Raw genomic sequence first — 22,960 nt, forward strand, 5'->3', positions numbered from 1 at the left:
AAATGCTATCGTTATGGTAAAATAGATAAGATTTTGTAGAAACGAGGAATGGTCATGAGCATCAATCAAGAAATCGTCCAATTATTAAATAAAGAGTTAACAGTATATCGCCCGCAGCAGACTAAAATTGTTTTAGAATTGTTAGATGAAGGAAATACCGTTCCGTTTATCGCCCGTTACCGGAAAGAACGGACTGGCAGTTTGGACGAAGTTCAAATTCGCGAAATCGAGGAACGCTATCATTATCTTGAAGGCTTAGAGAAGCGAAAACAAGAAGTTTTACGTTTAATTGAAGAACAGGGTAAGCTAACTGAAGAATTGTCTCAGTCCATCCAAGCTGCTGTTAAAATGCAGAAAGTTGAGGATCTTTACCGCCCTTACAAGCAAAAACGACGTACAAAGGCTACTATTGCCAAGGAGAACGGTTTAGAACCGTTGGCTCAGTACTTAATGAGTTTTCCAACAAGTGGGGATGTTTATGCTGAAGCTGCGTCTTACGTGAATGATGAAATAGACACTCCTGATGAAGCATTGCAAGGCGCTCATGAAATCCTGGCTGAGCATGTAAGTGATCACCCAGATTATCGAACATGGATTCGTGACTATACTAAGAATTATGGTTTATATCAAAGTAAAGTAAAAGATGCTGACAAGGATGACAAAGAAGTTTATGAAATGTATTACGACTTCACAGAACCAATTAAAAAAATGGTTTCTCATCGTGTCTTAGCTTCAAATCGCGGTGAAAAAGAAGAGGTTTTAAAAGTAGACATCGTCGTGGACGAAGAAAAAGTTTTCAGTTATCTTGAACGAAAGTTAATTGAAAATAGTCAGTCAATTACGGTAGAATTTGTTCGTGAAGCATATAAAGACAGTTATAAACGCTTCATTGGACCTGCGATTGAGCGAGAAATTCGTAATGAATTAACCGAGCAAGCAGATGAACAAGCAATCGCTATTTTTGGTGAAAATCTGCGTAATTTATTATTGCAGTCACCATTAAAAGGAAAAATAGTATTAGGTTTTGATCCCGCTTACCGCACAGGATGTAAATTGGCTGTTGTTGATGAAACCGGAAAAGTACTGGCAATTGAAGTAATTTATCCACATAAACCTGCTTCTCAAGTAAAACGCCAAGCGGCGGGTCCAGCATTACGGGCATTGATTGAAAAGCATCACGTTGAGATGGTTGCAATCGGTAATGGTACTGCCAGCCGAGAATCAGAACTATTTGTTGCCGAACAATTAAAGCAAGTGAAAGATGAAGTTTTTTACGTAATCGTTAATGAAGCTGGAGCCTCAGTTTATTCAGCAAGTACAATTGCTCGAACTGAGTTTCCTGATTTACAAGTTGAAGAGCGCAGTGCCGTCAGCATTGCTCGACGTTTACAGGATCCTTTGGCTGAATTAGTTAAAATTGATCCCAAAGCCGTAGGTGTAGGGCAGTATCAACATGATGTTTCACAAAAGCGTCTTTCTGAACAACTTGATTTTGTGGTAGAAACTGCAGTAAACCAAGTTGGTGTTAATGTAAATACAGCTAGTCCACAATTGTTGCAATACGTTTCTGGACTTAACAAAACTACTGCACAAAATATTGTAACTTATCGTGATGAGAACGGCGGCTTCATTGCTCGCCAGCAGTTGAAAAAGGTGCCCCGTCTAGGTCCAAAAGCTTATGAACAGGCAGTTGGTTTTCTGCGTATTCCAAACGGAAAAAATGTATTGGATAATACTTCCATTCACCCAGAAAGTTATGATAGTGCGAAAGAAATCTTAATACAAGCTGGTGTTTCTTTAAAAGACCTAGGTACCGAAGAGGCAGTTAAGAAACTAAAAAACTTGAATGTTAATCAATTGGCTCAGAGCTTGGGAACTGGTAAAGAGACAATTCAAGATATTTTACAATCTTTGTTACAACCTGGTCGCGACATGCGTGATGAGATGCCTGCGCCATTGCTTCGCCAAGATGTTTTAAGTATGGAAGACTTGAAATCAGGAATGGAGCTGCAGGGGACAATCCGAAATGTTATCGACTTTGGAGCTTTTGTGGATATTGGTGTGAAACAAGACGGTTTAGTTCACATTTCTAAGTTAAGCCAAAAGTTTGTGAAGCATCCAACTGATGTAGTTTCAGTTGGGGATGTTGTTACCGTTTGGGTAGAAGCGGTGGATTTAAAGAAAGCTCGAATCAGCTTGACGATGATTCCGATATCAGCTAATGACTAAAGAGGAATTACAACTGTTAGTAGAAAAGGTTTCGCTGGAATCTTTCCAGCAACCTTTTTTACATCAAGCCAGCTTCAATCGCCGTTTGAAAACGACTGGCGGCCGTTATCACTTAAATAGTCATAATTTGGACTTTAACCCATTGATCTTTGAACGTTATGGAATAGAGGAACTTATAAATGTGATTAAGCATGAGCTCTGTCATTACCATCTTCATTTAACTGGAAGAGGCTATCAGCATAAAGATCAAGATTTCAAACAATTGCTCAAACAAACTGGCGGATCTCGTTACGCACCACCATTGGCAAGCGTAGCAATTCAGTTGTATCGTTGTCAAAGTTGTGGAAAAAGTGTTCAAAGACGCCGGAAAATTGATACTAAACGTTATGTTTGCGGCAATTGTCATGGGAAATTAGTTTTTGTAAATACTGTAAAAGCTTCTTCTTAGACTTTTAAGGGATCGGTTGCTTACATAAGAGAAGAAAAAATTGCTATTTTGTCATTTTTATACGATAATGTGAAACGAATAAACGTACCAAAGAAGAGGATAGAGGGATAAGATGAATAACAAGGATACGCTTTATCATTTTGTTGGAATTAAGGGCTCTGGCATGAGTTCGCTGGCATTAGTCTTATTTGAAAAAGGCTACAAGGTGCAAGGGTCAGATGTTGAAAAATATTTTTTCACTCAACGGGATTTGGAAAAAGCAGGAATTAGTATTCTGCAATTTGATAAAAATAATATTCAAGAGGGAATGACTATTATTGCCGGCAATGCTTTTCCTGATACTCACGAAGAAATTGTTCGTGCGAAAGAGTTAGGTTTGGAGATTGTCCGCTACCATGATTTTATTGGACAATTTATCCAACCTTATACTAGCATTGCAGTAACTGGGTCTCACGGCAAGACAAGCACAACTGGGTTGCTTTCACATGTACTTAGCGGAATCGCACCAACTAGCTACCTAATTGGAGATGGTACAGGTCACGGCGTACCAGATGCTAAATTTTTCTCTTTTGAAGCATGTGAATACCAACGTCACTTTTTGGCGTATTCTCCTGATTATGCGATCATGACTAATATTGATTTTGATCATCCTGATTATTTCAAAAGTATTGATGACGTCTATGAAGCCTTCCAAACTTTGGCGTCTCAAGTAAAAAAAGGAATTTTTGCCTATGGTGATGATGAATATTTGCGTAAGTTAAAATCAGATGTGCCAATTTATTTTTATGGTTTATCTGATGACGATGATATTCAAGCACGTAATATCGTACGAACTACTAACGGTTCTGCTTTTGACGTCTATCACAAAGAAAGTTTTATTGGACGTTTTTCTGTACCCTCATTTGGAAAACACAACATTTTGAATGCTTTATCAGTAATAGCTGTAGCCTATTTTGAAGGGTTAGACATGGATAAAGTAAAAGAAGAAATGTTGACATTTTCTGGAGTGAAACGTCGTTTTAGCGAGAAAAAAGTCGCAGACATGGTGATTGTTGACGATTACGCGCACCATCCAGCGGAGATTACTGCAACCATTGATGCTGCTCGTCAAAAATATCCTGAGAAAGAATTAATTGCTGTTTTTCAACCTCACACATTCAGCCGGACAATTGCTCTGATTGATGAATTTGCTGAAGCTTTAGATAAGGCTGATCATGTTTATCTTTTAGACATCTTTTCATCAGCCCGCGAAACTAGCGGAGAAGTGAAAATTGAGGATCTTGGCAATAAGATTCAAAAGGGTGGGCTAGTGATGCAGGAAGACAATATGTCTCCGTTATTGGACTATGAGAATGCAGTAGTGATCTTTATGGGAGCTGGTGACGTCCAACGGTTTGAACGAGCTTATGAAAACCTATTAAGTAATACAACTAGAAACGTATTATAAAAACTTTAACTGATCTAATCAATCAAGGTTAGATCGGTTTTTTAGTATCTTAAGTATATGACTAAAATGGAAGCTTCTTGTGTTTTTACTGCATTCTGATAAAATATGTATTAGATTAAACAACGGAGGGAAATGATTTGTACAATATGAAGGCGAGAAAAATTGGAAAGACGATTGATGAAATCGAAGAAGGCGACTCGCTGTCCTTAACGGAATCAATCGAAGACAATCAGTTGCTCTTATATTTGGGCTTAACCAATGATGCAAATCCATTATACATCCAACATGATTTTGTCAAAGATACTGAATATGAACGGCCGGTAGTTCCATCTATCATGCTGATGGGTATTATTACTAGTGCTATTTCTAAACATCTGCCTGGTCCAGGTTCTCATGTCGTAAATTTTTCGATCAATTTTATTGATCCAGTGTATCATTATGAGACTCTGACTTTTGAATTTGAAGTAATTAAGGTAGACAAAATGAAGGATGTTGTAACCATATCAGTTGAAGCAGAAAATAGTGAAGAAAAACGAATTTTAGATGCTGTAGTAATGGTGAAACCACCTGCGTTTAAATTGGAGGAGGAAACAAATGAATAATCAACAAGCAGTAACGGGCTTAAATCGATTTTATGGGAAAATTTATGGTTATCTAGCACTAGGAATTGGCATTAGTGCATTTATTTCTTATTTGGCGTTAGGTCCAATGACCAATCAAGTTGCAGCATTTATCAACGGATTCCCTTTAGGATTCTTCGGTTTATGGATTGCTGAAATTATCTTGGTAGTTATATTAGGAGCTAAGGCCCAATCAAATCCTAGCTTAGCGATTGGCGGTTTCATTGGTTATTCTGTATTGAATGGATTGACTATAGCTGTCACATTAGCGATGTATGATATTGGAACAGTTACCCAAGCGTTTGTAACAGCATCGGTAACGTTTGTTGCAATGTCGTTAATCGGTACTTTTACTAAGCGTGATTTATCTGGCATTGGCCGGGCGGCACTTAGCTGCTTAATAGGGATTATCATAGCAATGTTCTTGAATATCTTTGTCTTACACAGTGGTGTGGTAGATCTATTTATTTCTATTTTGATGGTAGTTATAATGTCAGCAATTACAGCTTATGACAATCAAATGATTCGCAGAATTTATCAGCAAACTAATGGTCAGGCTGGTTCAGGGGTAGCGGTCTTCATGGCCTTGCAACTGTACCTTGATTTTATCAATCTGTTTATCTCATTCTTGCGAATTTTCGGTAATAATAATTAAAAGGCGAGCAATCGCCTTTTTTTCATGAGTAACAGTTTTTTTAGGTTTTACAAAATGACTAAAAGTTTGAAAAAGTCGAAAATTTTTTTAAGGGATTGGATGCTTTCCAAAGTAGGGAATACTTTGTTAAAATGAAAACGTAAAGGAGTCGAGACAATGGCTAAAAATAAATTATTACTAGTAGATGGAAACAGTGTGGCCTTTCGTGCGTTTTTTGCGTTGCATAATTCGTTGGAAAAGTTTAAAAATAAAAACGGATTGCACACCAATGCAATCTATGCTTTTAACAATATGTTCGAAAATGTGATGGATAGGGAAAAACCAACGCATGTTTTAGTAGCCTTCGACGCAGGCAAAACTACTTTTCGAACAGAGATGTACAAAGAGTACAAAGGTGGACGTTCAAAAACACCTGGTGAATTTCGAGAACAGCTTCCTTATATTCGTGAATTATTACAAGGTTTAGGTGTTAAGCACTACGAACTAGATAACTATGAAGCAGATGACATCATCGGAACCTTAGCAAAGCAAGCTTCTGATGCTGATTTTGATGTGGTGGTCCTTTCTGGTGACCGTGATTTGACTCAATTGGCTAGCGATAAGGTTACTGTTGATATTACTGTAAAGGGTGTCAGCGATATTGAGTCTTACACACCAAAACATGTAGCGGAGAAATATGATGGACTGACACCTAATCAAATTATTGACATGAAGGGATTAGCTGGGGATACTTCCGATAACTATCCAGGAGTGACTAAGGTTGGTGAAAAGACAGCTATAAAACTTTTGAAGGAATATGGCAGCGTTGAAGGTGTTTATGAAAATATTGATGAACTGAAACAAAGCAAGATGAAAGATAATTTGATCAACGATAAAGATCAGGCCTTCTTGTCTAAAGAGCTTGCAACCATCATAACAGATGCTCCAGTAGCAATTTCGCTAGAAGACCTGGCTTATTTTGGCAAGGATTTAGACAAGCTGGTAACTTTTTACAAAGATATGGACTTCAAACAATTTTTAAGTAAATTGAATATTGAAGAGGAACCGATCGAATTGGAAGATATCATGTATCAAGTTGTCAATGAGTATGATGCTTCCATGTTCTCTCCAGATGCTGGCTTATATGTAGAAATGCTTGAGGATAATTATCATACTGCAGATATTGTTGGTGTAGCTTGGGGAACTAAGAAACAAGTATATGTGACAGACGATTTAGCTATTTTTGACAATTCTGATTTTAAATTATGGTTAGAAGAATCAAATAGCAAGAAGGTTTATGATGCCAAACGTACCTATGTAGCGTTAAATCGTTACATCGGTAAAACCGAAGGCATAAACTTTGATGTATTGTTAGCAGCATATCTTTTAGATACGAACGATAATAGCAATGATATCGCTGGGGTAGCACAGCATTATGGCTATACGGAAATTCAACCAGATGAACAGGTTTACGGAAAAGGTGCTAAAAAGGGTTTGCCAGAAGATGAAGAAGTTTTCTACAATCATTTGGCACGTAAAATCAAAGCAATCAACTATTTAAGTGACCATCTTGGAGAAGAACTTGAAGAAAAGAAACAGGATGAGCTGTTCTATAAGATGGAATTACCGCTGTCGCGTATTTTAGCTGAAATGGAAATTATTGGTATCAAGGTCGATGCTCAACGCCTGCAAAGTATGCGCGGAGAGTTTTCTAAACGTCTTCAGGAAATTGAGCAAAGGATTCATGAAGAAGCAGGCGAAGAATTTAATATCAATTCACCAAAACAGTTAGGCGTTATCCTATTTGAGAAGATGCACCTTCCTGTGATTAAGAAGACGAAAACGGGTTATTCAACTGCGGTAGATGTTTTAGAGCAATTAAGAGAACAAGCTCCTATAGTAAATGATATTTTGAATTACCGACAAATTGCTAAGATCCAATCAACCTATGTTGAGGGTCTTTTGAAGGTTATTCAATCAGATAACAAAGTGCATACGCGTTATTTGCAAACTTTAACACAAACTGGTCGCTTAAGTTCAGTGGATCCCAATTTACAAAATATTCCTATCCGTTTGGAAGAGGGCCGGAAAATTCGAGAAGCTTTTGTTCCCAGTGAGAAAAACTGGTTAATTTATTCTTCTGACTATTCTCAAATTGAATTACGGGTGTTGGCTCATATTTCTGGAGATAAGCATTTGATTGAGGCTTTTAAGGAAGGCATGGACATCCATGCTAGTACTGCAATGCGAATTTTTGGTGTAGAAAAAGATCAAGTGACCCCAAATATGCGTCGGGATGCTAAGGCAGTCAATTTTGGTATTGTGTATGGGATTTCTGATTATGGATTGTCTCAAAATTTAGGAATATCTCGGAAAGCAGCTCAGGAGTATATTGACACTTATTTCGAAAACTATCCAGACGTAAAACGGTATATGGAAGAAAGTGTTCGAGAAGCAAAGGATCTTGGATATTCTGCTACCTTGTACAATCGTCGTCGATATCTGCCAGATATTAATTCGCGTAATTTCAATGTTCGATCATTTGCTGAACGAACAGCTATTAATACCCCTATTCAAGGAAGCGCAGCAGATATATTAAAATTAGCTATGATTGAATTGGATAAACGATTAAAAGAGGAAAAACTACAAGCGAACATGCTGTTACAAGTACATGATGAATTAGTTTTTGAAGTACCTGAAGCAGAGTTAGAAACATTAGATAAGCTAGTTAAGGAAGTAATGGAAAATACTGTACAGCTGGATGTTCCATTAGTTACTGATAGCAGTTGGGGAAAAACTTGGTATGAAGCAAAATAACTAGAAGCTGGAATTTTTCCAGCTTTTCCCTTAGGAGTGAAAAAAGTGCCAGAATTACCAGAAGTTGAAACAGTCCGCCGTGGATTAGTTTCTTTAGTTATAGGAAAAACTATTCGCAGGGTCGATGTTCTTTGGCCCAAAATCATTGAATCCCCAGAAGTTGATCAGTTTCGAAATGAGCTGGTAGGAGAGACTATTGAAGATGTTGGCCGTAGAGGTAAATATTTAATTTTTCATTTTACTCATTATGATATGGTATCTCATCTAAGAATGGAAGGGAAATACGAATTTTTCCCTGAAGCTACAACGTTAGATAAGCATAGTCACATACGTTTCGTTTTTACTGATGATTCTGAATTAATTTACAATGATGTGCGTAAATTTGGTCGAATGAGTTTAATGAAAAAAAATACTGGTTTGCAATATAAAGGAATTCAACAGTTAGGCCCTGAGCCTACGAATGAAACATTTGATTTAGCAGAGTTTGAGACTCGCTTAAATAAGGCGCATACGATGATTAAGCCCTTGTTGTTGAACCAAAAAATTGTTGCGGGTCTTGGGAACATTTATGTAGATGAAGTATTGTGGTTGTCAAAAATACATCCAGAGCAGCCAGCCAATACGTTAACAACTAAAGAAGTTGAAATTTTACATCAAGCGATTATTGCTGTCATTAATAAGGCAAAAGAAGCAGGTGGGACAACTATCAGAACCTATCTAAATGCTTTAGGGGAAGCCGGACATTTTCAGCAGGAGCTTAATGTATATGGACAAACTGGAAAACCTTGCCCGCGTTGTGGGACGCTCATAGCTAAGATGAAAGTTGCTCAACGTGGAACCCATTATTGTCCACATTGCCAACAACTGAAGAGGTGAAAAAAATGAGTTATGTGTTAGGGATTACTGGTGGTATCGCTAGTGGAAAATCGACAGTAGTTAATGTATTTCGCTCAGCTGGATTTCCTATTGTAGACGGGGATGTAGTGGCTCGTGAAGTTGTCGAGCCAGGTACTCCCGGTCTTTTTGCACTTGTTGAAGCTTTTGGTGAAATGATCATTACACCTAAAGGAACATTAAATCGAAGAAAATTAGGCAATCTTATTTTTAGGGATGAAGAAGAACGTAAAAAACTTAACCGAACACTTGAACCTTTTATTCGTAATGAAATTGATCGGCAGATAGAAGTTGCCAGAAAAAGTAATTCGTTAGTAATTGCTGATATCCCTTTACTTTATGAAGGACATTATGAAAACCAAATGGATGCTATTGCTGTTGTTTATATCGATCATGCTACTCAATTGAGACGTTTGATGGTTAGAAATCAATTATCAGAAATGGAAGCAATGAACCGAATTAACAGCCAAATGCCTCTAAATGAAAAAAAGCAGCTGGCAGATGTTATTTTTGATAATAGCGGAACTTTAGAGGAAACAGCTGACCAAGTGATAAAATGGTTAAAAAAACAAGCCTTTATTGAATAAAGATTCGAAAAATGGCATAACAAAGCTTTTTTTAGCCATTAGGATATGATAAACTCGTGTTACAATAAAATACTATCATCTGAGAGGTGAAAAAATGCGTTGCCCAAGATGTAATCATAATAACTCAAGAGTCATTGATAGTCGTCAAACCGATGATGGACGTGCCATCCGAAGACGCAGAGAATGTGAAAATTGCGGTTTCCGTTTTACAACTTTTGAACGGATTGAAGCTACACCGCTTTTAGTTGTTAAGCGTAATGGCGATCGGGAAGAATTTAATCGCGACAAGATTCTGCGCGGGCTAATTCGTTCGGCCGAAAAACGTCCTGTTGCCATGGAGCAAATGGAACAGATTGTTGATCATGTAGAAAATCGTGTTCGCGGTTTAGGTGAAAATGAAATATCTACCAGTTTAATCGGTGAATATGTCATGGAAGATTTAATGAATGTAGATGAAATTGCATATATTCGTTTTGCTAGTGTTTATCGCCAATTTAAGGACATGTCGGTGTTCTTAAAAGAATTACAGGAAATCGTAGATAAAGCCAAATCTGCTGATGGAAAAGAACAGGATTTGTTTTAAACTTTGACAGGAACTGAGGCAATTATCGAACTGATTGTTACTGAATATTTTAGGGGGCTAGTTTGTGACAACTGAATTAAAGCCAACGACTATTTACTCCGTCTATGGCAGTCCTCTGCTGGATGAGAGCCGCCAGCAAGCACTATTATTTTTATACCAACCGATTATAGGTGCGGAAGCTCTGAGTCTGTATTTAAACCTATCTAGCGACATTACAGTCGAAGGAAAAAGCCCTGAGTTGATGCATGCTGATTTATTGGCCGCCATAGATAACGGGTTAGCTGCAATGTTGAAAGCCCGTGAAAAGCTGGAAGGTATCGGCTTATTAAATACTTTTCAGAAAGAAGATAATGAATTGGGGATGATGCTATTTTATCAATTAATTCCTCCGTTAATGCCTATCGATTTTTTTCAGGACGCATTAATGTGTTATTTGTTAATGGAAAAAATTGGTGAACGCCGTTTTCAACGATTAGTTGAACGTTTCCGTCGAAAGGTAGTTCCAACAGAAGGATTAACCAACATTACAAAACGGTTTCGCGATAGTTATCGATTTGAAGAAACGAGGTTTGCTGCGAATACGGAACTATTTGATGATACCCATGATAAATTTATTCAACCAAAAGTAGCAGCTAGTACTTTTGACTGGACCTTCTTCAATCAGCAGCTAGAGAAGTTTAGTTTGACATTAGAGGAAGAAGATCAAAAAAAAATCGAGGCTTTACATCAAATGTACGGGATTGATGAAATGGAAATGCTGGATTTTGCTGTAAAATCCAGTGAACGAAATCAGATTCAGTTAACTTTTTTAAGAAATTTAATTGTAAAAAGCAAACAAATAAAATCCGTAGACGGTGAGACAGAAGTACAATTAGCTGATAATCGAAATTTATCAGGAGAATTTTCAAAGGCCGAACAGGAAATAATTCGTCAAAGTGAAAGGATACCACCAATCAAATATCTGCAGGCAATTAAAAAGCAAAAGGGTGGGTACGAAACTAATCAAGAAATTCGCTTGATTGAAGATTTGCTGAGTCGTCACTTATTTCCAAATAGTGTAGTGAATATACTAATTAACTACATATTAGTGATTCAGAATCAGGCAGTAATTAATCAAAACTATCTGAATGCAATCGCTAATGATTGGGCTCAAAGGAAGATTCAACGACCAGAAGAAGCCATTGTACATGTTCGTCAAGCGGACCAAAAGCTGGTCAAGAAAAAGACCACCAATCGCCGTAATAATGCTGCTGGTCGGAAGACACAAGGTAGAAAAGAAATTCTGCCGACGCACATTAAAGAACCACCAAAAGAGAAGAAGATTAGTCCAGAAAAAGAGGCCGAGTTGAATCGCAAGCTGGCGGAATATCTGAACAAAGAGGGTGAGAGCTGATGGAAGATGTAGGCAAAGAACTGAATCGAATTATTAAGTCACGTGGAGTAGATGGCAGGTACCAGCAAATGATGCAGGAAGTACTTCAAGATTCCGATGTACGTGATTTTATAGAGCGACATAAGGCAAAATTGACACAAGAAGATATCGAGAAATCCTTTGCCAAGCTGTACGAATTTGTTCAAGAAAAGAAAAAATTTTTGGCAGATGATCCTACTATGATCGCTCCTGGATATGAACCTAAATTAACGCTTAATTTTCATTTTATTGATGTAACCTATGTTCCTACTGATGAATTATTGATGCGCAAAAAAGAAGAAGAGATTCGCAATCGAATTAACTCGGTTGATATGCCTAAAGATATTCGTCAGGCATCGATTCGGACCTTTGAAGTGACTTCTGGTCGAAGTGAAGCATTAGAAGCTTCTTTAGATTTCATAAACCAATATAATGCTGCTCCAAAGGATTTTCATAAAGCATTATATTTAGTAGGAGATTTTGGAGTTGGAAAAACTTACTTGCTAGGAGCCATGGCCCATGAGCTAGCAGTAAAAGGGTATGAGACAACGTTAGTTCATTTTCCTACTTTTGCTGGTGAAATGAAACAAGCGATTTCTACAGATAAAGTTGGACCGAAATTAGACAGCGTTAAGCGGGCTCCAATTTTAATGATCGATGATATTGGAGCTGACTCAATGAGTGCTTGGATTCGAGACGATGTTTTAGGAGTCATCCTTCAATATCGCATGCAAGAACAACTGCCTACTTTCTTTTCATCAAATTTTGACATGATACAATTGGAGGAGCATCTATCTGTGACGCAGCGGGGAGATGAAGAACCATTGAAGGCGAAACGAATTATGGAGCGTATTCGTTATTTAAGTCGTGAGATTTGGATGATCGGTGAAAATCGTCGAAATGGCTAAAAAAAGAATTTACTGAGAAGAAACAAAATACCTCATTAAAAAGCGAAGTTGACTCGCCTTTTTTTGAGGTTCTTTTTTTGATGAGTGCTATAATCAATGATAGGAAGTGACGAAATGAATGCTAATGAATTATCGCCACGTTTACAAGTAGTGGCTAATTATGTGCCAAAAAAAGCTCGACTAGCGGATATTGGTTCCGACCATGCATATTTACCTATAGCTTTAGTGCGGAATGAAAGAATTCAGTATGCGATTGCTGGTGAGGTGGTTCAAGGTCCGTATGAAGCAGCAAGAAAACAAGTATCTAAAAATGGATTAGAGCAGTTTATTGAGATACGCTTAGGTGATGGAATGGAAGTTGTTTTCCTAGAAGATAACATCGAAGCCGTCACAATTTGTGGAATGGGCGGTGTTTTGATACGAGATATTTTAGAGCGTGGAAAAAGAATGCATCGCTTTTCAGGCAAAGAAAGATTGATTTTGCAGCCTAATGTTGGTGAAAAACAATTGAGAGAGTGGTTAGCAGCAGAGGGCTACACAATTATTGCTGAGACAATTCTTGAAGATCATCACAAGATCTATGAAGTGATGGTAGCTGAAAAACTAGATTCAACTACGAGTTACACGCAACATGAATTACTTTTTGGACCACATTTATTGCAGGAGCGGTCAACTGTTTTCTTGAAGAAATGGCAGCATCAGCTTGGAAAACTAGAAAAGGTTCGTGCCAATTTAGCCAAAAGCGATCAGCAGCTTGAGGATAAAATTATTCAAGTTGAGCGGGAGATTCAATGGATCAAGGAGGCTTTAGATGAAAGCAAGTAAATTTATTGAGCGTTTCAAACAGTATTGTCCCGAATGGTTAATAGAAGATGGGGATCCTGTCGGGCTGCACATTGGTACTTTAAATAAAGATATCCAAAGAGTCATGATGAGTTTAGATGTTCGTCCAGCAGTAGTAGCAGAAGCGATTGAAAAAAAGATTGACTTGCTGATTGTTAAACATCCGCCTATTTTTCGCCCTATTGATCGTTTGACGACGGATGATTTTCAAACAAAAATGTATGTAGATTTGTTAAAGCATGATATTGCTGTCTATGCTGCACATACGAACATGGACATTATTCCTAATGGTTTAAACGACTGGTTCTGTGAATTGCTAGAGGTTAAAAATACTACTTATTTAGTGGAGAGTCAGTCGATTCCTCTAAAAAAGTTAGCCGTTTATGTACCAATGGACGATAGTAAAGCGATGCGAACAGCGTTAGCCGAAGCAGGAGCTGGCAAGCAAGGTAATTATGAAGCTACCTCCTATACACTCTCAGGAACTGGACGCTTTACTTCAGTTGGTGAGGCAAATCCGACAATTGGTGAATTGAATCGACAGGAACAGGTTCAGGAAAGTAAAATCGAGGTTATTTTTCCAGCTATTTTAGAAGAGCAGGTAGTGGAAGCAATGCTGACAGCTCACCCCTATGAAGAGCCAGCATACGATATTTATCAGCTAGATAATCCACCGTTAAAATATGGGATTGGCCGTGTAGGCACTTTAGCTGCGCCCCTATCAACCGAAGAATTTATTCAGCAAGTAAAGAAGGTTTTTAATTTGGATGGGCTAAGAGTAGTTTATCCGAAACAACCAAAAGCTACCGTTCAACGAGTAGCTATCTGTGGCGGAAGTGCTGAAAAATTTTATAAGGATGCTCTTCGTCAGCAGGCTGATGTATACATTACTGGAGATGTCTATTATCATACCGCTCATGATATGCAAGAATCAGGTATGTTGGTTATTGATCCTGGGCACTATATTGAAGCTTTGTGCAAGAGAAAAATGGTCGAACTATTTAATCAATGGAAAGACGAAGAGGATTGGGATGTTTCATTCTATGTCTCAGAAGTCTCAACCAATCCTTTTTCTTTTAAATAATATATAAGAGGAGAGAAGCAGTATGTACGAAAATTTATTACCTCGTTTTCTACGCTATGTAAAAACAGAAACTCGTTCTGATGCGACAAGTACCACCACTCCAACTACTCAAACTCAGGTAGCTTTTGCTCATGAGTTGATGAAGGAATTAGAAGAAATAGGGATGCAGGATATTCTTTACAATGAAAGTAACGGATATGTCATCGCAACTTTGCCAAGTAATATCGACAAAAAGGTACGTAAGATTGGTTTTATTGCTCACATGGACACTGCTGATTTCAATGCTGAGGGTGTGAATCCACAAATCATAGAAAACTATGATGGTGAGTCGACGATTAAATTGGACAAAAATGGAAAGTATACGTTAAATACAAAAGATTTTCCTAACTTGAAAAATTATAAAGATCAAACGTTGATTACTACGGATGGTTCAACTCTTTTAGGAGCAGATGATAAATCCGGAATTGCTGAAATTATGACCGCGATGGAATATTTGATCAATCATCCTGAAATCAAACACGGAGAAATTCGTATTGGTTTTGGTCCGGATGAAGAAATAGGCGTTGGAGCAGATAAATTTGATGTTAAACAATTTAATACAGATTTTGCTTATACTATGGATGGCGGTCCTTTGGGTGAACTTCAATATGAAACTTTCAGCGCAGCTCAAGCGACTATCACATTAGTAGGTAAGAACGTCCATCCAGGTACAGCTAAAAATACCATGATTAATGCTTTACAATTAGCTATTGATTTCCATAATCAGTTGCCAGAAGCAGATCGACCAGAAAAAACTGAAGGTCGTGAAGGATTTTATCACTTATTAGCTTTGGATGGAAATGTTGAAGAAGCAAAAATGACATATATCATTCGCGATCATGATCGTGAAAAATTTGAAGCTCGCAAAGCGCAAATCTTGGCTATTCAAAAAGAAATGAACCAGCAATTTGATGTGGAGCGTGTTGTAGTTGATATGTATGATCAATATTACAACATGGGCGAAATTATCGAAAAGGACATGACAGTCATTGAATTGGCTAAACAAGCTATGGAAGAAGTTAATGTTACTCCTGTAATTGAACCAATTCGTGGGGGAACAGATGGGTCGAAGATCTCCTTCTTAGGAATAGCTACTCCTAATATTTTTGCCGGTGGCGAAAATATGCACGGACGTTTTGAGTTTGTCTCCTTGCAAACGATGGAAAAGGCAGTCGACGTCATCGTCAAAATTATTGAAAACAATGGAAAATAATTAAGTACAATGAACAAACTTTTTATGTGAAAATCCCAATTTACTCTTGAGGATTTTGCGTAAAAAGTTTGTTTTTTAGACTTGTTTTTTTGCTCCAGAATAAATAGTATGATAGGCTAGTACAAAATAGATGAATGAGGGTCCCAAATGAATCTTTCTGTTAATCGAAAGTTGATCTTAAACATCCTTTTATTTTTGGTTGTTATCGGATTAATAATTTTTGTAATCCGTGACTCTTTAGGTGAGATTTTCGAAGAACTAACGACAACATCCTGGCCAATTGTATTAGGTGTTACAGTATTAGGTGTAGTGAGTCAATTGATTGAAGGTTACACAATAAAAAATATTGCTTCAGAGTATAATCCATCGTTTACAATTATGGATGGTTTCTTTGGATCAGCTTATGCGACTTTTTATCGAGTGGTCACGTTCGGAACGGGGTCAATAGTAGCTGAAGTTATCTATTATCGAAAAAAAGGCTTGAAGCTTTCACAAGGAACGGGTGTCACTGCTTTACGAATGGTAACTTATAAAATTGCTGTTATGATTTGGGCCTTAGTATTTTTGGTCTTGGAATCAGATGTTTTGCGTCAAGAAGTACCGAATGGCATTATGCTGGTTTTAATTGGTATGTCGGTAACGTTAGCAATCGTAACAGTATTATTGCTTTTTAGCTTGAATGTCAGTGCACAAGTAATTTTTGTGAAAATTTCCAATCGTATCTTTAAAAGACAACGCTGGCGTGATCTTGTAGACAAGGCCAATTTGCAGTTTTATTCATTGAGAGAAACGATTCAAACTTTTATCAAAAATAAACATGTAGTGGTTAAGGTATTTGCCTCAAATATGGCTAAGCTAGCTGTCTGGTATGCTATTCCTTATTTTATTCTAAGTCAGAGTTATCCCAACCTTTCACTATCTTTGTCGATAGCACTTATTAGTTTTACAATTACTTTAGGCGGAGTTTTACCAGCACCTGGAGGCATTGGTGGGTTAGAATTTGTTTACGTCTTGCTCTTTAAACATGTTGTTAGTAATGTAGATGCTGTATCCTCATTGCTGCTTTATAGGTATGCAACTTACTTAATGCCTTTCTTTATAGGAATGGTCTATGTGCTAGTGACAAAACAAAAAGAAATTAAAACAGAATTTGAAGAAGCAAAAGAAAATAAAAAGGAAGCCGACAACCAGTCATAGGCTTCCTTTTTTTGTATTAATAGCGGATAACCAATTTACCAATCATTTTATCCGCTTCTACTATTTGATGAGCATGATAAAATGTTTCAGGGGAAAGTCCATCTAAGGTTTCGGTCAGGGTCGATTGAATTTTTTCGGTAGACAATAGATGAGTTAAGAGTGTTAAGGCTTCTCCCTGTGACTTAATATGATAGTCATAATCAGTTTTTGCAAACATGTACTCCCATACAAAGCTGCCTGATTTTGCTTTTAGCTTAGCCAGATTATGATCCTTAGCAGTTGCTACAGTTGAACCAAGATAACCAAAAGGACTTAATAAGTCAGCCATTTCATCATAATAATGGTCAGAAGAATGTAAGACAGCAATATAAGGAAGGGCATCGTAACCTAACTTCTTGACTTGCTTAGTCAAGTCTTTATGATGATTCAGGATTTGATCGGCCCCTAACTTCTCGCACCAATCTGCTGTTTCTGGCCTTGAAGCAGTTGCTAGAACTGTAAGACCTGCCCACTTAGCTAATTGAATCATGATCGAACCTACTCCGCCGGCACCATTTATGATTAATAATGTTGCATCATTTCCGTTTTCTTTTGAAACCAAATCCATTTTCTCGAAAAGTAGTTCATAAGCTGTTAAAAATGTTAAGGGCAAGGCTGCTGCTTTTTCAGCAGGAATGTTTTCCGGTAGTTTTGCAACGATGCGTGAATCCACAATTTGTTTTTCACTGTAGCTGCCGTAGCGGTTGGTTGTTCCCGCAAAAATTACGCGGTCGCCAGCAACAAGGTGAGGAACCTGATCGCCCACTTGTGTAACAATTCCAACACTGTCAAAACCTAAAATGTGAGGAGCTTTAGTTCCTTTTCCTGTTTGACGTAATTTAGTGTCAACAGGATTTATTGATATCGCGATGTTTTGAACCATCACGTCATATTTCATTAGTTTAGGCAGCATAATTTCGAAAGTTTCAAAAAAATTACCTTCTGATAATTCAAACCCTTTCTCAAATCCAATGGCTCTAGAAATCATCTACTCATCTCCTTTGATAAAATTGTAGCATTTTACTTAAAAGTCTACGAAAGTTATGCTTTTCAAATAGAAAACTTTTGACCAATTCTGACCAAAAGAGTATAATTTTATTCGTGAGGGAAACCTCAAAAGGTTTAGAGGAGGTAATTGAATGAATATTGAAAAAATGACTACTACCTTACAAGAGGCGATTGCTGAGGCTCAACAAATTGCTATGACGCGTCAACATCAAGAAATTGATATTGCCCATCTATGGAAAATATTATTACAGCCTAATCATTTCGGCCGCAATTTTTACACAGATGCTGGTATAGATGTGGAAGCATTTGAAATAGAAATTGATCGTGCGCTAGATGACTATCCTACAGTCGCCGGTGAAAATATTGTTTACGGACAAAATCTTAGCCAAAATTTGTTTTCCTTGTTAAGGGAAGCAGATAAATTAAGAGAACACTATCAAGATGAATATTTGTCTACTGAGATTGTAATACTTGCATTAATGAGCTTGAAAAATTATCGCTTGACGAAATACCTTAATCAAGTTGGGTTAAACAAAAAAGAAGTACAAAAAAATATTGAAGATATTAGAGGGGGAGATCGTGTGACTTCTCAAAATCAAGAAGAAACCTATAAAGCATTAGAAAAATATGGAGTTGACTTAGTTCAACAAGTAAAAAATGGTAAACAAGATCCAATTATTGGTCGGGACGAAGAAATTCGAGATGTCATCCGAATTCTATCTCGTAAGACCAAAAATAATCCGGTCTTAATTGGTGAACCTGGAGTTGGTAAAACGGCTATCGTGGAAGGATTGGCCCAACGGATTGTTCGCAAAGATGTACCGGAAAATCTAAAAAACAAAACTATTTTTTCGCTAGATATGGGATCACTTATCGCTGGAGCAAAATTCAGGGGAGAATTTGAGGAACGATTAAAATCTGTCTTAAAGGAAGTTAAAAAATCCGACGGACAAATTCTACTCTTTATTGATGAAATCCATAATATTGTAGGTGCTGGTAAAACGGAGGGAAGTATGGATGCTGGAAACCTGCTAAAACCCATGCTAGCTCGTGGAGAATTGCATTTAATTGGTGCAACAACCTTAGATGAATATCGACAATATATGGAAAAAGATAAAGCGTTAGAACGTCGTTTCCAAAAAGTTTTGGTAAAAGAACCGACAGTCCAAGATACAATTAGTATTTTGCGAGGATTAAAGGAGCGTTTCGAAATCCATCATAGTGTTAATATTCATGATAATGCATTAGTGGCTGCTGCCACATTATCTGATCGATACATTACGGATCGCTTTTTACCTGATAAAGCAATAGACCTAGTGGATGAAGCTAGTGCAAGCATTCGTGTAGAAATGAATTCTATGCCGACAGAGCTGGATCAAGTTACTCGACGCTTAATGCAGTTGGAGATTGAGGAAGCTGCATTGAAAAAGGAAACTGACGATGCTAGTAAGAAACGTTTAGGTAATCTGCAGGAAGAATTAGCAGACTTGCGAGAAGAAGCGAATGCCATGCGTTTGCAATGGGAAACAGAAAAGGAAGAAGTTAATGCGGTCTCTAATAAACGAGCCGAAATTGATCAGGCGAAACATGAATTAGAAGATGCAGAGAATAATTATGATTTAGAAAGAGCCGCAGTGTTACGTCATGGGACAATCCCTCAGTTGGAGAAAGAATTAGAAGACCTTGAATCTAAGAATGAAAGCAATGATATTCGGATGGTTCAAGAATCGGTGACTGAAAATGAAATTGCCCAAGTGGTTGCTCGTTCAACGGGTATTCCGGTAACTAAGCTAGTAGAGGGTGACCGAGCGAAACTGTTGAACCTAAACGATACATTGCATCAACGTGTAATCGGACAAGATGAAGCAGTTGATGCAGTAAGTGATGCAGTGCTTCGATCTCGAGCTGGGTTGCAAGATCCAAATCGCCCATTGGGTTCTTTCCTGTTCTTGGGACCAACGGGTGTCGGAAAAACGGAATTAGCAAAGGCATTAGCTGAAAATCTGTTCGATTCACAGGACCATATGGTTCGAATAGACATGAGTGAATACATGGAAAAACATGCTGTTTCACGATTGGTTGGAGCCCCTCCAGGATATATAGGTTATGAAGAGGGCGGTCAGCTGACAGAAGCGGTTCGCCGCAATCCATATACCATCATTTTATTGGATGAAATTGAGAAGGCCCATCCGGATGTTTTCAATATTTTGTTGCAGGTGTTAGATGATGGGCGTCTGACCGACTCTAAAGGTCGTGTCGTAGACTTCAAAAATACTGTGTTAATTATGACTAGTAATATCGGCTCACAGGTACTGTTAGACGGTGTAACTGCTGATGGAGAAATACCTGAATCAGTTCAGGAACAGGTTATGAACATGCTGAGAGGGCACTTTAAGCCTGAATTCTTGAATCGAATTGATGATACAATATTGTTTACACCATTAAGTTTGGAAAACGTGAAAGGGATCGTAGAAAAATTAGTTGCTCAGCTTTCACTTCGGTTAGAGGATCAGGAAATTCAATTGATTATTACTGATCAGGCAAAATCTTGGATTGCTGAAAATGCGTATGAACCTCAGTACGGGGCACGACCTCTGAAACGTTTCATTACTCGTGAAGTAGAGACACCGCTGGCAAAAGAAATTATTGCGGGGCGAATATTGCCAAAAACACGGGTAACACTCGAATTATTAAATGATCAATTAGTATTTCTAAAAGAACCGATCGAAGAATAATTCCTACACTTAATTAACGGAGCAGGTGAGAATGATGAATTTGTGATGAAAGTTTTCATGAATCATCATTTTTACTTGCTTTTTCTTTTCAAAATGTGGATAATGCTACTATATTTTTAAAGCTTATATATCGTCATGATAGGGATGACAGTTTCTACCTTGTGCCGTAAACGCAAGACTATAAGCAAAAATTGTACGTTTGGCGTACCTTTTTTGCTTTATGCAGAATTGGTGCGTCTTTTGTTTAAACTTACCATAGAGAGGAAGAGGATTATGAAAGAATTGACAGAACGCATCAAAAAAAATGGACGTGTATTAGGCGACGGGGTACTTAAGGTCGATGAATTTGTGACTCACCAAGTCGATCCAATATTGATGGAAGCAACTGGTAAACGTTTTGCTGAAGTCTTTGCAGATCAAAAAATTACAAAGGTAGTTACTATCGAAGCTTCCGGAATCGCTCCAGCAGTCTATGCTGCTCAAGCGTTAGGAGTGTCAATGATTTTTGCTCGCAAGTCAAAGAGCCTAACCATGGATGAAGAATTATTAACTTCTTCTGTCTATTCTTTTACTAAACAGCTTACTAGCACTATTTCAATTTCTCGAAAATTCTTGTCTAGTGAAGACCGTGTACTTTTGATAGACGATTTCTTAGCAAATGGCCAAGCTGCCAAAGGCTTGATCGAATTATGTCGCCAAGCGGGTGCTGAGGTAGCTGGCATTGGTATCTTAATTGAAAAATCTTTTCAAGATGGACGTCAATTATTAGAAGACATGGGTATTCCAGTTGTTTCACTTGCTAGAATTGCTTCACTTCATGACGGTAAAGTAGCATTTTTAGAGGAGGATGCATAATTTTGTCAAATCAAAATGGAAATGGAAAGGCCGCTGTCTTAGGGCTGCAACATTTATTAGCGATGTATGCTGGAGCGGTAGCTGTTCCTTTATTAATCGGAACAGGTTTAGGATTTAACGAATCACAAATGACGTATCTAATTTCCATTGATATTTTTATGTGTGGAATAGCCACATTACTTCAGCTAACAGTAAACAAGTTTTTTGGGATTGGGCTACCTGTTGTTTTAGGCTGTGCAATTCAAGCTGTAGCACCATTAATTTTAATCGGTCAGACAAAGGGTATCGGTGCTATTTATGGCTCGATCATTGCTGCTGGAGTATTTATTGTCTTGATTGCAGGGTTCTTTTCAAAGGTTGAAAAGCTGTTTCCATCAGTAGTTACCGGTACGGTAATTACAACGATCGGATTGACTCTAATTCCAGTTGCGATCACAAAAATGGGTGGTGGTGATGCTTCTGCTTCGAATTTTGGTGATCCGACAACCTTGTTGTTGGCTTTCGTAACTATCGCACTTATATTAGTCATTCAAATTTTTGGTAAAGGTTTTATTCGTTCCATTGCAGTGTTAGTCGGTTTAGTTGGTGGAACACTTTTAGCGATGGTTTTAAATCGAGTAGACTTTTCGGCAATTGGTCATGCTCCGTTATTTCATGTGCCGCAGCCTTTTTACTTTGGGACGCCGACTTTTGATATTTCTTCAATTCTACTGATGATTATTATCTCAATTGTTAGTATGGTGGAGTCAACGGGTGTATATTTTGCGCTTGGTGATATCACAGGAAAGAAAATACAAGAAGATGATTTGAAACGAGGATATCGTGCAGAGGGATTGGCAGTTGTTTTAGGTGGAATATTTAATACTTTCCCTTATACTGGTTTTTCGCAAAATGTAGGTCTGGTTCAACTATCCGGTATTAAGACCCGTAAACCAATTTATTTCTCAGCTTTTTTTCTGATTATCTTAGGCTTATTTCCAAAAATTGGGGCGCTAGCACAAATTATTCCTGAGCCTGTATTAGGTGGCGGCATGCTGGTAATGTTTGGCATGGTGGCTGTTCAAGGTATGAAGATGCTTTCAACAATTGATTTTCATAACGAAAAAAATTTGTTGATTGTTGCAATTTCAATTGGTTTTGGTCTAGGCTTCAATGCAATGCCGACCTTGTTCAATCAGCTGCCAGCAACTGTTCAAATGTTTACTGGTAACGGAATTGTTATGAGCAGTTTATCAGCAATTGTTTTAAATCTAGTCTTTCACGGTTATTCTGGTAAAACAAAAGCTTCGATTAAAGCAACTAATTCACATACGTAAATAGCAAGGTAATCCAAACTGCTAATTGTTTCGATCCCTAAGAGTTAGATTAA

19 protein-coding genes and 1 riboswitch are annotated in these 22,960 nt (G+C 37.7%); of the genes, 18 read left to right on the forward strand and 1 reads right to left on the reverse strand.

Annotated features, from left to right (window positions below):
- Nucleotides 1–48 precede the first annotated feature (48 nt).
- The 15 genes from IGI49_RS03540 to IGI49_RS03610 all read left to right on the forward strand — a co-directional run bounded on the left by IGI49_RS03540 (nt 49) and on the right by IGI49_RS03610 (nt 16,954).
- The gene (locus IGI49_RS03540) at nt 49–2,229 is read left to right on the forward strand and encodes a Tex family protein (protein WP_429963372.1); all 2,181 of its coding nucleotides are present in this window, start codon (nt 49–51) and stop codon (nt 2,227–2,229) included.
- Nucleotides 2,222–2,677 (forward strand): SprT family protein, encoded by a 456-nt coding sequence (locus IGI49_RS03545; RefSeq protein WP_429963373.1) that lies wholly within the window; start codon nt 2,222–2,224, stop codon nt 2,675–2,677. The genes IGI49_RS03540 and IGI49_RS03545 overlap by 8 nt, the downstream gene beginning before the upstream one ends.
- Before the next feature lie 112 nt (nt 2,678–2,789).
- Nucleotides 2,790–4,124, forward strand: a complete 1,335-nt coding sequence (murC, locus tag IGI49_RS03550; protein WP_207703313.1) for a UDP-N-acetylmuramate--L-alanine ligase — start codon at nt 2,790–2,792, stop codon at nt 4,122–4,124.
- 146 nt (nt 4,125–4,270) lie between these two features.
- Complete coding sequence (locus tag IGI49_RS03555) at nt 4,271–4,726, forward strand: MaoC family dehydratase (RefSeq protein WP_207703368.1); 456 nt, start codon at nt 4,271–4,273, stop codon at nt 4,724–4,726.
- Nucleotides 4,719–5,399 carry a Bax inhibitor-1/YccA family protein gene (locus tag IGI49_RS03560; protein WP_429963374.1) on the forward strand — a complete coding sequence of 227 codons (681 nt, stop codon included), beginning with the start codon at nt 4,719–4,721 and terminating at the stop codon, nt 5,397–5,399. The genes IGI49_RS03555 and IGI49_RS03560 overlap by 8 nt, the downstream gene beginning before the upstream one ends.
- A 156-nt stretch (nt 5,400–5,555) precedes the next feature.
- On the forward strand, nt 5,556–8,195 hold the full coding sequence (gene polA / locus IGI49_RS03565) for a DNA polymerase I (RefSeq protein WP_429963375.1): 2,640 nt from the start codon (nt 5,556–5,558) through the stop codon (nt 8,193–8,195).
- Nucleotides 8,196–8,240: 45 nt separating this feature from the next.
- Nucleotides 8,241–9,071, forward strand: a complete 831-nt coding sequence (mutM, locus tag IGI49_RS03570) for a DNA-formamidopyrimidine glycosylase (RefSeq protein ID WP_429963376.1) — start codon at nt 8,241–8,243, stop codon at nt 9,069–9,071.
- Between the two features lie 5 nt (nt 9,072–9,076).
- Complete coding sequence (gene coaE, locus IGI49_RS03575; RefSeq protein WP_429963377.1) at nt 9,077–9,676, forward strand: dephospho-CoA kinase; 600 nt, start codon at nt 9,077–9,079, stop codon at nt 9,674–9,676.
- 94 nt (nt 9,677–9,770) lie between these two features.
- A complete protein-coding gene (gene nrdR, locus IGI49_RS03580) occupies nt 9,771–10,259 on the forward strand; it encodes a transcriptional regulator NrdR (protein WP_429963378.1) in 489 nt (162 codons plus the stop codon).
- Nucleotides 10,260–10,323: 64 nt separating this feature from the next.
- Nucleotides 10,324–11,652: a replication initiation and membrane attachment family protein gene (locus IGI49_RS03585; RefSeq protein ID WP_429963379.1), complete on the forward strand. Its 1,329-nt coding sequence runs from the start codon at nt 10,324–10,326 to the stop codon at nt 11,650–11,652.
- Entirely contained in the window at nt 11,652–12,578 is a 927-nt protein-coding gene (gene dnaI, locus IGI49_RS03590) for a primosomal protein DnaI (RefSeq protein ID WP_429963380.1), read from the forward strand. The genes IGI49_RS03585 and dnaI overlap by 1 nt, the downstream gene beginning before the upstream one ends.
- 114 nt (nt 12,579–12,692) lie before the next feature.
- Nucleotides 12,693–13,403: a tRNA (adenine(22)-N(1))-methyltransferase gene (locus tag IGI49_RS03595; protein ID WP_429963381.1), complete on the forward strand. Its 711-nt coding sequence runs from the start codon at nt 12,693–12,695 to the stop codon at nt 13,401–13,403.
- The gene (locus tag IGI49_RS03600) at nt 13,390–14,505 is read left to right on the forward strand and encodes a Nif3-like dinuclear metal center hexameric protein (protein ID WP_429963382.1); all 1,116 of its coding nucleotides are present in this window, start codon (nt 13,390–13,392) and stop codon (nt 14,503–14,505) included. Before IGI49_RS03595 ends, IGI49_RS03600 begins: the two co-directional genes overlap by 14 nt.
- Before the next feature lie 22 nt (nt 14,506–14,527).
- Complete coding sequence (gene pepT / locus IGI49_RS03605) at nt 14,528–15,757, forward strand: peptidase T (RefSeq protein ID WP_429963383.1); 1,230 nt, start codon at nt 14,528–14,530, stop codon at nt 15,755–15,757.
- A gap of 147 nt (nt 15,758–15,904) precedes the next feature.
- Nucleotides 15,905–16,954 carry a lysylphosphatidylglycerol synthase transmembrane domain-containing protein gene (locus IGI49_RS03610; RefSeq protein ID WP_429963384.1) on the forward strand — a complete coding sequence of 350 codons (1,050 nt, stop codon included), beginning with the start codon at nt 15,905–15,907 and terminating at the stop codon, nt 16,952–16,954.
- A gap of 16 nt (nt 16,955–16,970) precedes the next feature.
- On the opposite strand, the gene IGI49_RS03615 is transcribed toward IGI49_RS03610, so the two are convergent.
- Nucleotides 16,971–17,981, reverse strand: a complete 1,011-nt coding sequence (locus tag IGI49_RS03615) for a zinc-binding alcohol dehydrogenase family protein (protein WP_207703325.1) — start codon at nt 17,979–17,981, stop codon at nt 16,971–16,973.
- A 151-nt stretch (nt 17,982–18,132) separates the two neighbouring features.
- Here IGI49_RS03615 and clpB point away from each other — a divergent pair, with 151 nt between their 5' ends.
- The 3 genes from clpB to IGI49_RS03630 all read left to right on the forward strand — a co-directional run bounded on the left by clpB (nt 18,133) and on the right by IGI49_RS03630 (nt 22,907).
- Nucleotides 18,133–20,736, forward strand: a complete 2,604-nt coding sequence (gene clpB / locus IGI49_RS03620) for an ATP-dependent chaperone ClpB (protein WP_429963385.1) — start codon at nt 18,133–18,135, stop codon at nt 20,734–20,736.
- A 103-nt stretch (nt 20,737–20,839) separates the two neighbouring features.
- A riboswitch (purine riboswitch) is annotated at nt 20,840–20,937 on the forward strand.
- A gap of 72 nt (nt 20,938–21,009) precedes the next feature.
- The gene (locus IGI49_RS03625) at nt 21,010–21,591 is read left to right on the forward strand and encodes a xanthine phosphoribosyltransferase (RefSeq protein WP_429963386.1); all 582 of its coding nucleotides are present in this window, start codon (nt 21,010–21,012) and stop codon (nt 21,589–21,591) included.
- Nucleotides 21,588–22,907, forward strand: a complete 1,320-nt coding sequence (locus IGI49_RS03630; protein ID WP_429964960.1) for a nucleobase:cation symporter-2 family protein — start codon at nt 21,588–21,590, stop codon at nt 22,905–22,907. Before IGI49_RS03625 ends, IGI49_RS03630 begins: the two co-directional genes overlap by 4 nt.
- Nucleotides 22,908–22,960: the final 53 nt, after the last annotated feature.

The sequence above is a fragment of the Enterococcus sp. AZ071 genome (genome assembly GCF_050499065.1).
Lineage (GTDB): Bacteria > Bacillota > Bacilli > Lactobacillales > Enterococcaceae > Enterococcus_A > Enterococcus_A ferrettii.

What these genes read in the sequence shown, in the direction of transcription:
- IGI49_RS03540 (WP_429963372.1), top strand. Translation starts at nt 49, where the DNA reads ATGGTCATGAGCATCAATCAAGAAATCGTCCAATTATTAAATAAAGAG.
- IGI49_RS03545 (WP_429963373.1), top strand. Translation starts at nt 2,222, where the DNA reads ATGACTAAAGAGGAATTACAACTGTTAGTAGAAAAGGTTTCGCTGGAA.
- murC (WP_207703313.1), top strand. Translation starts at nt 2,790, where the DNA reads ATGAATAACAAGGATACGCTTTATCATTTTGTTGGAATTAAGGGCTCT.
- IGI49_RS03555 (WP_207703368.1), top strand. Translation starts at nt 4,271, where the DNA reads ATGAAGGCGAGAAAAATTGGAAAGACGATTGATGAAATCGAAGAAGGC.
- IGI49_RS03560 (WP_429963374.1), top strand. Translation starts at nt 4,719, where the DNA reads ATGAATAATCAACAAGCAGTAACGGGCTTAAATCGATTTTATGGGAAA.
- polA (WP_429963375.1), top strand. Translation starts at nt 5,556, where the DNA reads ATGGCTAAAAATAAATTATTACTAGTAGATGGAAACAGTGTGGCCTTT.
- coaE (WP_429963377.1), top strand. Translation starts at nt 9,077, where the DNA reads ATGAGTTATGTGTTAGGGATTACTGGTGGTATCGCTAGTGGAAAATCG.
- nrdR (WP_429963378.1), top strand. Translation starts at nt 9,771, where the DNA reads ATGCGTTGCCCAAGATGTAATCATAATAACTCAAGAGTCATTGATAGT.
- dnaI (WP_429963380.1), top strand. Translation starts at nt 11,652, where the DNA reads ATGGAAGATGTAGGCAAAGAACTGAATCGAATTATTAAGTCACGTGGA.
- IGI49_RS03595 (WP_429963381.1), top strand. Translation starts at nt 12,693, where the DNA reads ATGAATGCTAATGAATTATCGCCACGTTTACAAGTAGTGGCTAATTAT.
- IGI49_RS03600 (WP_429963382.1), top strand. Translation starts at nt 13,390, where the DNA reads ATGAAAGCAAGTAAATTTATTGAGCGTTTCAAACAGTATTGTCCCGAA.
- pepT (WP_429963383.1), top strand. Translation starts at nt 14,528, where the DNA reads ATGTACGAAAATTTATTACCTCGTTTTCTACGCTATGTAAAAACAGAA.
- IGI49_RS03610 (WP_429963384.1), top strand. Translation starts at nt 15,905, where the DNA reads ATGAATCTTTCTGTTAATCGAAAGTTGATCTTAAACATCCTTTTATTT.
- IGI49_RS03615 (WP_207703325.1), bottom strand. Translation starts at nt 17,981, where the DNA reads ATGATTTCTAGAGCCATTGGATTTGAGAAAGGGTTTGAATTATCAGAA.
- clpB (WP_429963385.1), top strand. Translation starts at nt 18,133, where the DNA reads ATGAATATTGAAAAAATGACTACTACCTTACAAGAGGCGATTGCTGAG.
- IGI49_RS03625 (WP_429963386.1), top strand. Translation starts at nt 21,010, where the DNA reads ATGAAAGAATTGACAGAACGCATCAAAAAAAATGGACGTGTATTAGGC.